Annotated in this window: 13 protein-coding genes and 2 pseudogenes; 8 read left to right on the top strand and 7 right to left on the bottom strand. The window is 58.9% G+C overall.

The window, feature by feature from the left end; all coding sequences use genetic code 11:
• Positions 1 to 394 precede the first annotated feature (394 nt).
• The 3 genes and pseudogenes from BSY17_RS00670 to BSY17_RS20665 form a co-directional block, all read right to left on the bottom strand.
• Positions 395 to 2,320 carry a hybrid sensor histidine kinase/response regulator gene (locus BSY17_RS00670; RefSeq protein ID WP_069063925.1) on the bottom strand — a complete coding sequence of 642 codons (1,926 nt, stop codon included), beginning with the start codon at positions 2,318 to 2,320 and terminating at the stop codon, positions 395 to 397.
• Between the two features lie 114 nt (positions 2,321 to 2,434).
• Positions 2,435 to 3,073, bottom strand: a complete 639-nt coding sequence (locus BSY17_RS00675; protein ID WP_083216948.1) for a PAS domain-containing protein — start codon at positions 3,071 to 3,073, stop codon at positions 2,435 to 2,437.
• 261 nt (positions 3,074 to 3,334) lie between these two features.
• A pseudogene (locus BSY17_RS20665) lies at positions 3,335 to 4,005 on the bottom strand (TCP-1/cpn60 chaperonin family protein); the annotation flags it as partial.
• A 100-nt stretch (positions 4,006 to 4,105) separates the two neighbouring features.
• Between BSY17_RS20665 and BSY17_RS00685 the strand changes: the two are divergent.
• From BSY17_RS00685 to BSY17_RS00705, 5 genes are all read left to right on the top strand, one after another.
• Positions 4,106 to 4,882, top strand: coding sequence for a histidine phosphatase family protein (locus BSY17_RS00685; protein WP_069063927.1), 777 nt, complete (start codon positions 4,106 to 4,108; stop codon positions 4,880 to 4,882).
• The gene (locus BSY17_RS00690) at positions 4,879 to 5,775 is read left to right on the top strand and encodes an NAD(P)H-hydrate dehydratase (RefSeq protein ID WP_069063928.1); all 897 of its coding nucleotides are present in this window, start codon (positions 4,879 to 4,881) and stop codon (positions 5,773 to 5,775) included. Before BSY17_RS00685 ends, BSY17_RS00690 begins: the two co-directional genes overlap by 4 nt.
• Before the next feature lie 121 nt (positions 5,776 to 5,896).
• Positions 5,897 to 6,553, top strand: a complete 657-nt coding sequence (locus BSY17_RS00695) for a DUF6766 family protein (RefSeq protein WP_069063929.1) — start codon at positions 5,897 to 5,899, stop codon at positions 6,551 to 6,553.
• Between the two features lie 557 nt (positions 6,554 to 7,110).
• Positions 7,111 to 7,623: a hemerythrin domain-containing protein gene (locus BSY17_RS00700; protein ID WP_069063930.1), complete on the top strand. Its 513-nt coding sequence runs from the start codon at positions 7,111 to 7,113 to the stop codon at positions 7,621 to 7,623.
• Between the two features lie 450 nt (positions 7,624 to 8,073).
• Entirely contained in the window at positions 8,074 to 8,397 is a 324-nt protein-coding gene (locus tag BSY17_RS00705) for a hypothetical protein (protein WP_069063931.1), read from the top strand.
• 20 nt (positions 8,398 to 8,417) lie between these two features.
• Here the strand turns inward: BSY17_RS00705 and BSY17_RS00710 are convergent, their stop codons facing one another.
• Positions 8,418 to 9,692 carry a cation:proton antiporter gene (locus BSY17_RS00710; RefSeq protein ID WP_069063932.1) on the bottom strand — a complete coding sequence of 425 codons (1,275 nt, stop codon included), beginning with the start codon at positions 9,690 to 9,692 and terminating at the stop codon, positions 8,418 to 8,420.
• A gap of 156 nt (positions 9,693 to 9,848) precedes the next feature.
• Between BSY17_RS00710 and BSY17_RS00715 the strand changes: the two genes are divergently transcribed.
• The gene (locus BSY17_RS00715) at positions 9,849 to 10,535 is read left to right on the top strand and encodes an MgtC/SapB family protein (protein ID WP_069064448.1); all 687 of its coding nucleotides are present in this window, start codon (positions 9,849 to 9,851) and stop codon (positions 10,533 to 10,535) included.
• Between the two features lie 157 nt (positions 10,536 to 10,692).
• Complete coding sequence (locus BSY17_RS20670) at positions 10,693 to 11,004, top strand: excalibur calcium-binding domain-containing protein (RefSeq protein WP_083216949.1); 312 nt, start codon at positions 10,693 to 10,695, stop codon at positions 11,002 to 11,004.
• A 392-nt stretch (positions 11,005 to 11,396) separates the two neighbouring features.
• On the opposite strand, the gene BSY17_RS00720 is transcribed toward BSY17_RS20670, so the two are convergent.
• Positions 11,397 to 11,648, bottom strand: coding sequence for a hypothetical protein (locus BSY17_RS00720; protein WP_069063933.1), 252 nt, complete (start codon positions 11,646 to 11,648; stop codon positions 11,397 to 11,399).
• Between the two features lie 263 nt (positions 11,649 to 11,911).
• The gene (locus BSY17_RS00725; protein WP_069063934.1) at positions 11,912 to 12,553 is read right to left on the bottom strand and encodes a beta/gamma crystallin-related protein; all 642 of its coding nucleotides are present in this window, start codon (positions 12,551 to 12,553) and stop codon (positions 11,912 to 11,914) included.
• Here BSY17_RS00725 and BSY17_RS22135 point away from each other — a divergent pair.
• A complete protein-coding gene (locus BSY17_RS22135; protein ID WP_069063935.1) occupies positions 12,543 to 13,295 on the top strand; it encodes a hypothetical protein in 753 nt (250 codons plus the stop codon). The genes BSY17_RS00725 and BSY17_RS22135 overlap by 11 nt on opposite strands.
• Before the next feature lie 326 nt (positions 13,296 to 13,621).
• Here BSY17_RS22135 and BSY17_RS22140 read toward each other — a convergent pair.
• Positions 13,622 to 13,702 (bottom strand): annotated as a pseudogene (locus tag BSY17_RS22140) (hypothetical protein); the annotation flags it as partial.
• Positions 13,703 to 13,757 lie beyond the last annotated feature (55 nt).

Raw genomic sequence — 13,757 nt, forward strand, 5'->3', positions numbered from 1 at the left:
CGGCAAGTCGGCCCCAAGCCATATACGAGCATCAGGCACCGTTAAAACCCCGGATGCAACGTCAAGGGGACTATTGTGGTCAGCAGATACCGTCACAGCCGCTATGTGTCACAAAGCTGGTAATGAGCTGAAGCAGCCTGTAATAACAGGAGCCTTGCGCATATCGACCCTTCACGGACACTCAGTGGTCAATTTCCGTTCCTCAGGTGCAGTCAGTCCGTTTCCGGCGGCTGGCGACCACCTTAAGCCGTTGCCGATAACAAATTTAATGTCGCTTAAGCCGAAACCGGACAGCTGTCGGAGACTTAGAAAATAGAGGCATTGCGCCTCAGCAGTACGACGCGCCCACTTGCGATCCCTAAAACCGTATCCCCCGGGGGGCGGGCCCCCCACCTCACTGGTCGCAGGTGCTAACTCCAGCATTCGATCCTGACGAGATAACGGATGCAGCGATAAGCTCACCGATCGCTGCGCTCAGCGTCTCGGCGCCATAGGGTTTTGCCAAAACACGCAGATGCGCTTCTCCTTCCCTGATAAGCTGATCACTATGCCCTGTTGCGAGGAGCACTGGCAGCCCAGGCGCTCGAATGTGCAATTGTCGCGCAAGATCAATACCGCTTAGTCCTGGCATGACAATATCCGTGAATACTAGATCGAACGATTGCTCCTGTAGAAGCGCAAGTGCCTCAGTCGCGTCACCCGCACACACCGTCCGGCAACCCAGATCGTCCAGCAATTGCTCGGCGAAATGGAGAACCTGGATATTATCTTCGACCAGGAGAACCCTTATCCCGGGAGGTATGTAAGCCAGGTTGCCTTTCTGCTGAATCGCCGCTGGCTTCTTATCGACCTTGGGAAGGATGATAGTAAGGGTGGTGCCCATTCCGACCCGGGAATTTATCTGAGCGATGCCGCCGGCTTGGGCCGCGAAGCCATGGATCTGGGACAATCCCAGTCCCGTTCCCTCGCCGATAGGTTTGGTCGTGAAGAACGGTTCGAAAACGCGGGTGAGCGTTTCCTCCGACATACCAGTGCCGGTATCTGTGATGTCGATGGCTACCGCAACATGGCCCTCATGGATGGCGTCCCGCGTTTCTATGAGGAGCTCCCCACCCCCCGGCATCGCGTCCCGGGCATTCACCGCAGCGTTCAGGACGGCTGTTTCCAGTTCAGTAGGGTCCACTTCCACGCGGGCGGTTTTCGCCGATGTCTTCACCGACAGGGCGATACCGTTCCCAAGGGACCGGGATAGAATTTCGGCCCAGGCATCGAGATGGATATTAAGGTCGATAACCTCGGGACGGATGGCGCGACGCCGGCTGAAGGCAAGAAGGTGACCGGTGAGGGTGGATGCTCGCTCAACGGTTGAGGCTATATTGTCGAGATAGCGCGCCCGCTTCTCGTCCGGCAGCTCGACTTTCCTGAGCATCTCGGCCGCCCCCCCGATGACCGTCAAAAGATTATTGAAATCATGGGCGACCCCGCCGGTCAGTTCGCCAATCGCTTGCAACTTCTGCGCCTGAAGCAGCGCGCTGCGGGTGTCTTCCAACTCCTCCTGTGCCTTGCGCTTGTCAGTCGCGTCACGGGTGATCTTAGCGAAACCAACATGCTTTCCATCTTCATCGTAAATCGGATCGATCAATACATTGGCCCAAAATAGGGTGCCGTCCTTGCGAACGCGCCAAGCCTCCGTCTCATACTTCCCCGCCGCGAGGGCTGTCGCCAACGCCCGTTCGGGTGCGCCCGCGTCTCGGTCATCCTGGGTGTAGAAAATGGAGAAATGTTTGCCCACGACCTCGTCGGAACCGTAGCCCTTGATCGCTGCGGCCCCGGTGTTCCAATTGGTGATGATACCGTCGGTATCTAGCATGTAGATCGCGCAATCCTTGACCCCTTGGACGAGGAGCCCAAAGCGCTGTTCCGCCTGAAAGAGAGCGAGTTCTCTTTCACGGCGTTCGGTGATGTCGCGGCTGATCTTTGCAAAGCCGATCAGTTCTCCGGCATCGTTCCTGATAGGATCGATAACGGAATTGGCGAAAAAACGACTGCCGTCCTTCCTGATCCGCCAGCCCTCCGCTTCGAAACGCCCCTCTTGCGCTGCGATGCGCAAGGCACGTTCAGGTAGACCGGAATCGCGATCCTCCTGGGTGAAGAAGCAGGAAAAATGCCGCCCAACGATTTCGTCAGCGGTATAGCCCTTGGCTCTCTGAGCGCCGCTATTCCATGTAGTGATCCGGCCTTCCGGATCCAGCATGTAAAGCGCGTAGTCCATAACCGCGTCGACGAGCAGCTTGAATTTAGCTTCGGCGTCGCCGGGCATATCAGAATTCGTCAAGCCACATCCTCACCAAGCCCCCCGGCTTGTACCCCGGACTTAAGTCCATATCGAATCATGACAGGTTGGCAAGGCCATTCAGAGCGGCCTTGCTTTAGCTTAAAGGCCGGCCTCTATGGCGATCCTGATCGCCTCGGTCGAAGTCTGAACACCCAGGCGATGCACCAATGCGCCACGATGCATCTTGATGGTCTTGATGGAAAGGCCAAGGTTCTCTGCGATCTCGGCGTGGCGCGTGCCGCGCGCCATTTGCTCGAGGACCTTCAACTGCTGGGGGGTCAAGACAGCTAATTTTGCCTTGGCGGTTCCGGCGTCTTGAACTTCGCCATCTACCCTCAATTGGGTTCCGATGAAAAAGGTGAGAAGCCCAGCCTCGTCATGGACAGGCGCAATCATGACGGCATTGTGGAACGCTTGACCGTCTTTGCGGTAATTCACCAGAGTGACAATTGCCGGTCGGCCTGCTTTGATAGCCTGGCGTAACAGCGCCCGAGATTTTGGGCAGGTCGCAGCCCCGGAAAGCAGGCGGCAGTTTTGGCCGATTACCTCCGACTCGGCATAGCCACTCAGCCGTTCAAAGGCATCGTTGACAGCGATGATGACGTTTTCGGCTCTCGCGTCAGTTACGATAGTAGCAAGGGGCGAGTGTCGGCTCGACCGTATCAACTCGTCGCGTAGCTGTTGTCCTTCTAAAGCGGATTGCGCAGGATTGGCTATCTGATCAGAGGGCATTGTCATCCTGTGCGCTCACGAAAACGCCACATTTAGGTCGCCGCATCCGTTGATAGTCTCGAGAGGCAAGAGCATTCCGATCTGAATAGGAGCAAGGCGGGGCGGGCGGCACTTTCGGCAGCCTTGGTATCACATCGCGAACAACAGAGCCATTATGTCTACGTTCAATAGGCAATGTGATGCAGCGTGATATCACGTCAGCATGCTGAAATGTCTGTAAAGTATCAGAAAGTAGGGGGCGCCCGATCGAAAGCCCCGCGTTCCAGATCAATAGTCCTGAGCCGGTCCGGGCGTGGGTTTATCCTCCCTCGGTACCTCCGCGACTGGCGCTTCGGTGGTGATCAGGAGCGATGCAACCGAGGCCGCATCCGGGAGCGCCGAGCGCACAAACTCGGCCGGGTCGATCACGCCTGCCTGGACAAGGTCGTGAATCCGCCGGTGGGCGCGTCGAAGCCTCAATTATAGTCCTCCGCTTCGACCAGCTTGCCGACGATCCAGGCACCGTCCTCACCGACATTCTCGGCGATCTGCCGGGGGGGCAAAGCGCGCGGCGGACGATGCCGAAGCCAGACTGCCGGTCGTCGTTGGCCGCCTTGATGCCATCGAGCGCTTTGAGCGCGCGCAGGAACGGCACGCCGCCGCCAAACAGGTGATGCCCTCTTCGACCGCGGCACGTCGGCATGCAGCGCATCATCCACCCAGTCCTTCTTCTCCCTGACCTCGCCCTAGAACTGGGTCGCGCCGCCGACGCGGTTCACCGTCACGTCACCGGCCAGCTTGGCGAGCTGCCCCTGGAGCGTTTCACTGTCATATTCCGTGGTGGTCGTCTCGATCTGCTGGCGCATCCGCGCAATGCGCGCCTCTATATCGGCCTTGATGCCGACGCCGTCGATGACCGTGGTGTTGTCCTTGTCGATCGTGGCCTTCTTTGCCCGGCCACTCGCGCAAGACCTTTCGCGACTGCGCGGTAGCGCGTTCCGATTGTCGCGCTGGTGATATCGACGGAACCGCAAGCTGCTGAGCGGCATTGATCCCGTCATGGATAAAGAGCATGCACCTTGGCCTTCGCAACTCTGGATCGTCCGTCATGGACAAAGCGCTGGGAATGTCGCCCGCGACGCAGCGCACGACGGTGCGCTCGATCGCATCGCGCTGGAAGGTAGGGACGTCGATGTGCCGCTCAGTACTTTGGGTGAGGCGCAAGCGAGAGCGCTTGGTCGTTGGTTCGCTCATGGCGGAATAATGGGTCCGCTACCCGAAGTGATCCTCTCCTCACCCTATCGCCGTGCCGTGCAGACGGCCAAGCTGTTCAAGGGCGAGGGGGGCGCCGCTATGGAGGAGCCCGTTTGCATTGACGAACGGTTGCGCGAGAAGGAGTTCGGCATCCTTGACGGGCTCACCACCGGCGGCGTCGCAAAGCTTGAGCCGCAGCAAGCCGCTTTCCGCCAGACGCTAGGGAAATTCTATCACCGCCCGCCTGGTGGCGAGAGCTGGTGCGATGTTATCTTTCGCCTCCGGGCTTTGATGGACACGGTGTCTCTCCACTATTCGGGGCAAAGGGTCATCATCTTCGCGCACCAGGTAGTGGTCCTATGTCTGCGCTACATCATTGAGAATATGGATGAAGCCCAGATCCTGGATATCGATCAGAAGGCTGACGTTGCCAACTGCTCGGTCACAGAATATCGTTTCGACCCGCAAGCGGGGAGGCGCGGCAATCTGGTTCTTCAGCGCTATAATGTTGTAGCACCGCAAGAGTTGGAGGCTTTGCCGGTGACGGACGCCCCGGATCTACCTGCTGTTGCCCGGGGATGACCCAGATAATTTCCCTCGATGCAGGGTGGTGCGCGTCCCACCGCCTCCCGCAGATCGATAGCGGTTGCGATAAGAATAGCAGAGGGCGTGTCCTTCTGGTTGGCGGTGCGCGCTTCGTTCCAGGTGCCCTTGCGCTGACGGGCGAAGCCGTTTTGCGCGCGGGCGCCGGCAAATTGCAGATGGCCACTGTCGATGCGGTTGCGTCGGCCTTGGGCGTGCTGGTTCCAGAAGCCGCCATGATCGGTCTGCCGATGCGGGAGGACGGAGAGATCGCGCAGGATGGCGTTACTGTGTTGGCCGATCTGGTGCCGCAATGCGATCTTCTGCTTGTTGGACCTGGCATGAGTGCAACCGCGGAGACGGGCCTGTTCGTGCACGGCCTATTGGCGTTGCCCCCACCTGCCATGCTGCTTGATGCCGCGGCGCTGACCTGCGCAAGTCTAACTCACCTCGCGACCGCCGCAAGAAAACTGCCGCTCATTTTGACACCGCATCATGGCGAGATGGCCCGGTTGATTGGATGCGATCGGCAGGCCGTCGCCGCAAATCCTGCACATATGGTCGGCCAAATCGTGGAACAGACGGGCGCCTACATAGCGCTCAAGGGGCCTGAAACCTGGATCGGGGGCCCCGGCACGCCGATCCTCCACTTTGCGGGAGGCTGTCCGGGGCTTGGTATCGGTGGATCGGGCGATGTCCTTGCCGGCATCATCGGCGGCCTGCTTGCCCGTGGAGCTGCACCGATTGTGGCCTTAGGCTGGGGTGTTGCCCTGCATGGGGCGGCCGGCCAGCTCGCGGCGACCAAGATCGGCGAGATCGGCTTCCTCGCGCGCGAATTGCTGCCCTTCATTCCTCGCCTGATGCAGACGTTGGGACAGCCATTGTCTGCGTAGAAATGGCTTCATCTGCATAGGCGACTACCAACCCTGCTTTTCATCGCCTGACCTATGGAAAACACCTTCGGACCTATCGCGGCTGATCGACGTTTCCTCCCATATAAAAGGGGAGAGGGTGATGCGCGTATTTCGCGATAACGGACTGACGATCGTCCTGATAGGCTTGTTTGCCGTAAGCATCATAGGCCAGTGGATAGCCGGCTGGCATGTCGAGATGGAGGACGCGCGCCGGCACGGGCAAGCCGTCCTTTCGCTCGGGGCATATACCCTCAGCCCGCAATTCCTATCCAGTGTGTTCGAAAATTGGGAAAGCGAGTTTCTTCAGATGGCCGCTTATGTGGTCCTGACGGCAGTTCTCGTCCAACGGGGATCTGCTGAATCGAAGGATCCTGATTCCCCGCCTCGCGACGTTGATCTAGACATTCAGGCGAACAAGCCGGGTGCGCCGGCTATCCTGAAATGGGGTTCATTCTGGCGCGCTTTCTATGCGCGATCCCTTGGGTTGGCCCTCGGCCTCCTTTTTATCCTGTCCTTCATCATTCACTGGACGCAAAGCGCGCGTGTCGCCGCTCAGGAAGCTTTGGCGCACGGAGAAAAACCGGTAGCCACTATGGCCTATTTGACAGATTCTCAACTGTGGTTCGAATCATTCCAGAATTGGCAAAGCGAATTTCTGTCGACTGCAGTGCTCGTGCTTCTGTCGATCTTTCTTCGCCAGCGCGAATCGCCGGAATCAAAGGGCGTCGCTGCGCCGCACCGCCAAACAGGGGAATGAAGGTCAGGTGCCAGGCCAGCTTGAGCGCTGTCCTGGCGGCGGCATGCCGCCGCCAAGTTGGGCTATCGACTAGCTGCCGCCCTGCGTGTTTATCGGCGGCGCGAGGGGATTGGGATCCTTATCCTCCCCCTTTTCTATGTTTTCCTGAACTTCCTCTCGTCAGGCACGTCCTCGGTCTTTTGCGTATCGGTCGGTGTCACGAAAAGGCTCCTAGAGTTGGTTGGAATATAATGGCGCGTTATCAGCATAGCATACTAGTTCCGCTTGCCGTTCGGCCCGAGCGGGCTTCAGCCCTTTAAACCCTTGGCCATGCTGAGGTGGCCTGAAACGATCGGCACGAGGCTTGCAGCGAAGCTTTTAAGGGCCGGCACTCGAAATCGGTGGCTTATGCGCGAAGGGTGCCAAGCGTCTCCTCGTGCGCCTTGACCTGCGCCTGGGCATAGCCTGCGACACAGGGAAACTATTGATTGCGACCGCCCATGTCGCGACTCGTTCGCGGGGAACCAACGCGTGTCCCGCAGGATTTTACGCCTACTTCACATACAAGGAGGACGAAGATGGCAGAGCCCCAGTTCACCGATGCGATCGCCTTGCTGAAGGCAGACCACCGAAAGGTGGAAGAGCTGTTCGAAAAATTCGAGCAAGCCACGTCCGCTAACCGCAAGCAGACCCTAGCCCAGGAAATCTGCGTCGAGCTCAAGGTTCACACGCTGATCGAGGAAGAGATTTTCTATCCTGCCTTCCGCGGTCTGATCGAGGATGACACGCTCGACGAAGCGTATGTCGAGCATGATGGCGCGAAGGTCCTGATCAACGATATCGAGGCAAGTTCACCCGACGACGATTTCTATGACGCCAAGGTCAAAGTTCTCTCTGAAGAAATCAAACATCATGTCCATGAAGAGGAAATGCCTTCGGAAGGCATGTTTGCCCAATGTCGCAAGACCGATGTCGATTTAGTTGCATTGCGAGATCAAATGGCCAGGCGGAGGACGGAGCTCCTTACCCTGGCCAAGACGTCAGGATTGCCGGCGGCTAAACCAACCGCCGTCAATCTAGTCACGGCATAGCCGATCTGTCGTGCCCCGGCGGCGCTTATGCCGTCGGGGTTTTAACTTGAAATGAGTGAGCGCTCCGGTTGCTCGAGGGGCTGCGGCGGCGGAAGGATGCACGTGCGCTCCCGACCGCGGCTGCTTCGCACTGCAGCCATCGACGGCTTGTCAGCATACGGCAGCATCGATTGCGGATGCAATTCAGATAAAATCACGCATTTGACCTCGATTGCCCTGACTACCGCCGCTCTGAGCGCCCCTCACTCGAATGCTGACGGCTTGACTGACAACTGTCGGCGGGCACAGCCGACCGGAATATAGATTGGAAACGGCAAAAATGTCCCAAGCCCCGTCATCACTGGTCCCCGCCACCCTTCCCGCTATCGACACTCGAGCATCACCTCGTCAGTCGTGACCCGGCCGCTGCCGCCACTCCTCTGGCCTGCCGCCCAACTGCAGGAGCCAAGAATGTCCTTACCCACCGGCCTGTACAAGATCGCGTTCACCTATGGTACCGACTACGGCGTCATCGTGCTGCAGAACAACGGCAAGCTGCGCGGCGGCGACAGCGCCTATGTTGGCACCTACGAGGAGGACGGAGACCTGCTGACCATGCAGGTCAGCGTGACGCAGCACCGGCCGACGCCGGGCGTGGTCAGCGTGATTGGGTTCAACAACATGGTGGTCGAGTTGGCCGGCATGACCGACGACGGCACGCTCAGGCTACGCGGCACGTCCAAGCAGGTGCCGGGCGTGCGGTTTGAGGCTAGGTTGTCGCATATCGCGGACTGACGGGTTGCGCAGGCTGACAGTCACACGGCGGCCCCGTTGTCGGGATCGCGTCCATGCCGTCGGTCTAGCATCCGCATCGCTGGGGTCACCGTCAGGCCGTGCAGCAGGATCGACAACAGCGCGACCAAGCCAACAATCGCCCATAGGCGCCCTCCCTCCTCTATCTTCAGATGGTTCAGGCCGTAGGCAAGATAATAGAACGATCCCACCCCACGAATTCCAAAGAACGCGATCGTTTTCTTCTCCGATTGACTTGCCTTAAACCCCACAAGTGCAATCATGCCGCTGACCGGTCGAACGACCAGCAAGATCGCTACCGCCGCCGCCACGTCCACCCATTGCAACGGCCTAAGCAGGCCACTGACTAACGCGCCGCCAAACAGCAGCAGCAGCACCATCATCGCAAGCCGCTCAACCTGTTCGGTCAGGTCATGCATCTGTCGGTTGAACTCATGGTCCCGGTGGGAGCGACGCAGTGTCAAGGCGGTTACAAACACCGCCAAGAAGCCATAACAATGCAGGAGCTCGGTGACACCGTAGGACACGAACGTCGCGGAAATCGCGATTAATCCGTCGCCGGTCTTGGATAATCTTGTGTCGACAGGGATATGGAATGTGAGCCATCCGAACAGCCGGCCGATCAGCCAGCCGCCAATTACGCCGGCAAAAATCTCCCACACGACATTGTGGAGCAGCCATTGCTTGGCCCACGGCTCGCCGGTCGCGGCGGCAAGCCCCAGCGCTATGGACAAATGCACAAACGGAAATGCGAACCCGTCGTTCAGTCCCGCTTCGGACGTAAGTCCAAAGCGCACCTCATCTTCTTCGCCCGATTTGGGCGGCCCTACCTGGACGTCGGAAGCAAGCACAGGATCGGTCGGGGCCAGACTTGCGGCCAACAGGAGTGCGGCTACCCATGAAAGGCCGAGCCACAACCCGCCGATGGCAGTGATAGCTAGGATGCCGAGTGGCATTGTGATAGCCAACAGTCGCCAAGTGATATTCCACTTTGCCCAGCTGAAGGGTCGGTCCAACTTCAAGCCGGCACCCATCAGCGCAATGATCACGACCAGCTCGGTGAAGCGCTCGGTCACTTCGGGATAGGTGAGAGGCAATGGTCGTAGCGTGACCGCCGGCATGGAGAATATGGCCACACCTATGCCGATGCAGACAATGGGCAAGGACAGGGGAAGGCGTTTGAGCGCCAAGGGTAGCCAAGCGACCAGGGCTATCAGCAGCCCCGCGCCGGTAAGCATAAGGATATAAGGATCAAGGGACGAGGTGACTTGCTGCATCGGCCCCTAACGATGCAGAAGCGTAAACGGCTCCAGAGACCAGTTGTTCATGGATTCGATCGGGAGCAGCCAGTACCGGATCGCCGCCCAATACAGGCGCGAGCCTTGTTTGCTTACACAGCCGGAACAAAGTGATGCCCTTAGGGTATGTTGGGCATGAACCTATTTGATCCGGACCTGGCCTTACCCATTCTCGGCGCGGTTGTCGCTGGCGCTATAATCGGAGCTGAACGCGAGTATAGGGCAAGCCCCGCAGGATTTCGCACGCACATACTGGTTAGCCTGTCGTGCGCGCTCCTCATGCTTACGGCCGTTCATCAGGTGCGGTGGCTGAGCGACACGCCAATGGAGATCATCAGGATCGATCCCGTCCGCATGGCGCACGGCGTCCTGACCGGCATCGGTTTCCTGTGCGGCGGCGTGATCTTCCGTGAGGGTTTTGGGGTGCGTGGGCTTACCACCGCTGCGTCACTATGGATGACGGCGTCACTCGGCATATTATTTGGCGTGGGCTTTTATGCCCTGGCGATCGCTGGCGCGGTAGCCACTGTGTGCGTGTTGGCGGCGGTGCGCGCATCCGAGACGATTTTGCCGCAGCGCCGATACGCCAACGTGAAGGTCCGATTCCTACGCGCGGCGGCGATATCGCAGCAAGACTTTAGGGATCGTTTGTCGAGCGCCGGGCTGCGGGCTGCCACTGTTCAGCAACGCATGGAGAGCGACAGCGTGGAGTATGGCACGACGATCAGCGGCGTTAATGAGGAACGGATGGACCGGTTCACGTCGCAGCTGCGGTCAGACAGCGCGGTTATTGGGTTCGACTACATGCCGCACGACATATGAGATCAACACATGATCAGCGCGCTTGAAGTTCGTGTGATTTGCTAAAGGGCTATCGCCCCGTGCTGGGTAATCTGACGCCCCATAGTTGATTCATTCTGGACAACCAATATTTATTTACACCGGTATGTCATAAGCTTCCCAGTAGGGGACAATACATATGCTGGCCGCTCGATTCTTCTGCCTCGCCATAGCCATCACGGGGTCGGCTAGCCCCGCACTGTCGCACGGCGGCGGGCTAAACGCCCAAGGCTGCCACAATGATCGTAAGAACGGCGGATACCACTGCCATCGCTCGCCGTCAGGAGACACAGCGCCGGTTCGGCCGCAGCCGATGCTTGGCAGCAGCGGCGGCGCGGCTTTCCCCAACTGCACCGCCGCAAGGTCAGCCGGGGCAGCGCCGGTCCGGGTCGGCGATCCGGGTTACGGACGGCATCTGGACCGGGACGGCGATGGGGTGGGCTGCGAGTAAATTACGCGCATCCCTCACTGACGTGACGTTCCCGGTGCCTTATCCAGGCAATATCAGTTTCCATTTATGACCTTGGCCCGCACCGCTGCCGTCAGTGCTTCCGCGTTCACGTCCGAGTCGTCGATCGCCTCCTCCTTGGCATCGCCGCCTCCCGCGTAGCGTCGGCGTTGGCCTGATGCGCGGCAGGTTACAGCGAGCATGGACGTCACTTTAAAGGCGGCTGGGTTCACCTGCTGGACGTTGGAGAGCTGTGGTGAGGCAAGCTCTCTTGTCGCTCTCTTGCCCCCATATGCGGCCGTTGCATGTACCAGTCTATTCGTCTGGCCATGGTCCAAGACGCAGCGTCTCAGCCGCAATAAAGCACGTCCTCGCTATCGGCTATAGCTAACGCTTTAGGTAAAGCGGTTGGCGGCAGGCGGATCGCTTGCCGGATAGCTCTCGTCGCTTGCTTGATCAGTTTGGTCCCATTCTGGCGGATCGCTACGCATACCCTCGGGGCCTGCACTACGAACCTGCGTGAAGTTAGCCGGTTCATGCTCACCGGATGAAAAAGCAGCCGGCTCAGCCACCCCCTGCTTGCCAGTGAAGTACCGATAGAGGCCATAGCCAACGCCACCGATCAGCGCCAATTTCAGCAGTCCCATTGCAACACTCCCGAGGTTTCACATCGTCAACACGGGAGCTACACCGAAGTTTCCTCGCTTTCGAATTCATAGGGTGAAGCACGCGCAGTTCTACGCTATCGCTGCAGCCTCGCCGCTCGCGAGAAGCCATGCCAGGTTTGGTCCTACATAGCGAACTACCGTTGCTGCTGCCAAGCCGTCGGCATCCCGCTACAATGGATATCCAGCGTGCCATCCCCCGAAATCATCGTCTCGACGAGGTACCGTTCGAAATGGAGCCATGCCTACCTCTTGCAAACCACATCGCGCAGCGCGTAGGCGCGAACCTTGCTCTTAGCGGCGATATCGACCAGATTTGACGTCTGGAAACGAGCCTTTCCCGCATAACTGGCGCTGGTAGAGCCTGCGAGTTTGCAGAACGCGGTCGCTGCCGTGATATCATTGGTGCCAGCGGAAACCTCTGTTCCTCCCAGCGATGGGCGCGCGTAAAAGGTTACATCTTGGCCATCCGTGCCGCTGCCGACGTCGAGCGCTTCGATATCCACCGCAGCGGCGGTTTGGCCAGCGGCTGACGGTGTGGCGGCAGTCGCCGAGGTGGGGGTCTCCGTCGTCGTGGCGACAGTGGTGGGAGTCGGACGAATAGAGGCGATCTGGGACTTTTTCACATACGGCATGCTGGCAGTCATGGTGCGGCAAGTGCCGGCGAACTTAACGCCGGGGCAGACTTGCCACGAGCCGGTTATGCGGACTGACTGTGCTCGTTTCGCAAATGATTCCGTTGCAAGATCAGGCGTGTCGGTCGTGACTGTGACGGAACGGCCGAGATAGCCGGGAAGCTCGTACAGGGTCATAGTCGGTGCAGCGGTCTGAGCTGCCGCTGGGGAAATAGCTGTAATTGTCAGCGCCGTCAGGATTATGCCGCGCATTGTTCTCTCCATGAGTATCCAGAATTATGGCCAATCAATTCCTCAGGAGAAGATAAGGTTGCAAGTGCCGGGAGCTTTTGCCGTGGTCGCGGGTGTGCGGATCGACACACGATATGACAAAACCAAGGAATCCTACCTCGGCGTCGTCAGCCTCGTCTCAGTCTTGCAGTGGATACCCTTGTCCATGAAACCTAGCTTCGCGTTGTCATTAGACGTTACCCTGTATTGCGAACCTTTAAAACTTGCAGATTACCAGGGTTCACTCCGCAAAGATGACCAGCGTATCTGTACCGATCATCTGCGCCAGACGGGCGGCATCCCAATTGCTAAGCCGGACGCAGCCATGGCTCTGCGACCGACCGATGAGGGCTGGTTCGGGCGTGCCGTGAATGCCGTAGTGCGGCTTGTCGAGATCGATCCAGACGACACCGACCGGATTATTGGGGCCCGGCTGGACCACGGCCTTTTTCTCGGTCGCGGCAGCATCCCAGAACAGATCCGGGCTATAATGATAGGTCGGCAGGAATGCGGTGCCTTTGATCTTCCAGTTGCCGATCGGCAGCGGATCATGCTCGCTTCCCGTCGTTGCCGGAAATTGCGCGACGAGGTGGTCTTTGGCATCGTAGACCTTGAGAAGGCTTGCGGATTGACCACGACGATCTTAGCCCCGTTGGGTTGCTGCGCACCGACGTTGAGCGTCGCGAGCGTATCGCGCCACTGCGGCGAAAGGTTGCTGGCATAGGCACGATCGGTGGGGATGAGGCCCGGCAGCCGCAACTCCATGCCGGCCTTTGGAAAGCGAAGTCCTGGATTGAGAGCCAACAGGACTTGCGGGGTCGTGTGGAAACGCTCGGCAAGCCTCTCAAGCAAATTGCGATAGCCCAGGGAGGGGAGAGCGGCCTGATCCGCGATCTTCGAGGGTATAGCTGGGGTGTAGTCAGCGGCCAGCGCTTCATCCTTCAGCACCATCATGATGAGCGCCGGTGCATTGTCCTTTTTGAGCTCGGATTGTGTAGCAACGTCTAATTCGCCAGTCACGCGTAGCCCGCGCGAGATTTGAAAGCCTTTCGCCGCCGCTGTTAGAAACCGGCCGTCGCGCCCATCGATCACGCCCGGTCCGAAGCCCGCCCGATCCAGCTGCACCTGCATGCGAAGAATCGCGACATTTATCTTTGTAGCGGGAGAACGGGGCGCTGACGCGGGT

It is taken from the genome of Sphingobium sp. RAC03, assembly GCF_001713415.1.
Lineage (GTDB): Bacteria > Pseudomonadota > Alphaproteobacteria > Sphingomonadales > Sphingomonadaceae > Sphingobium.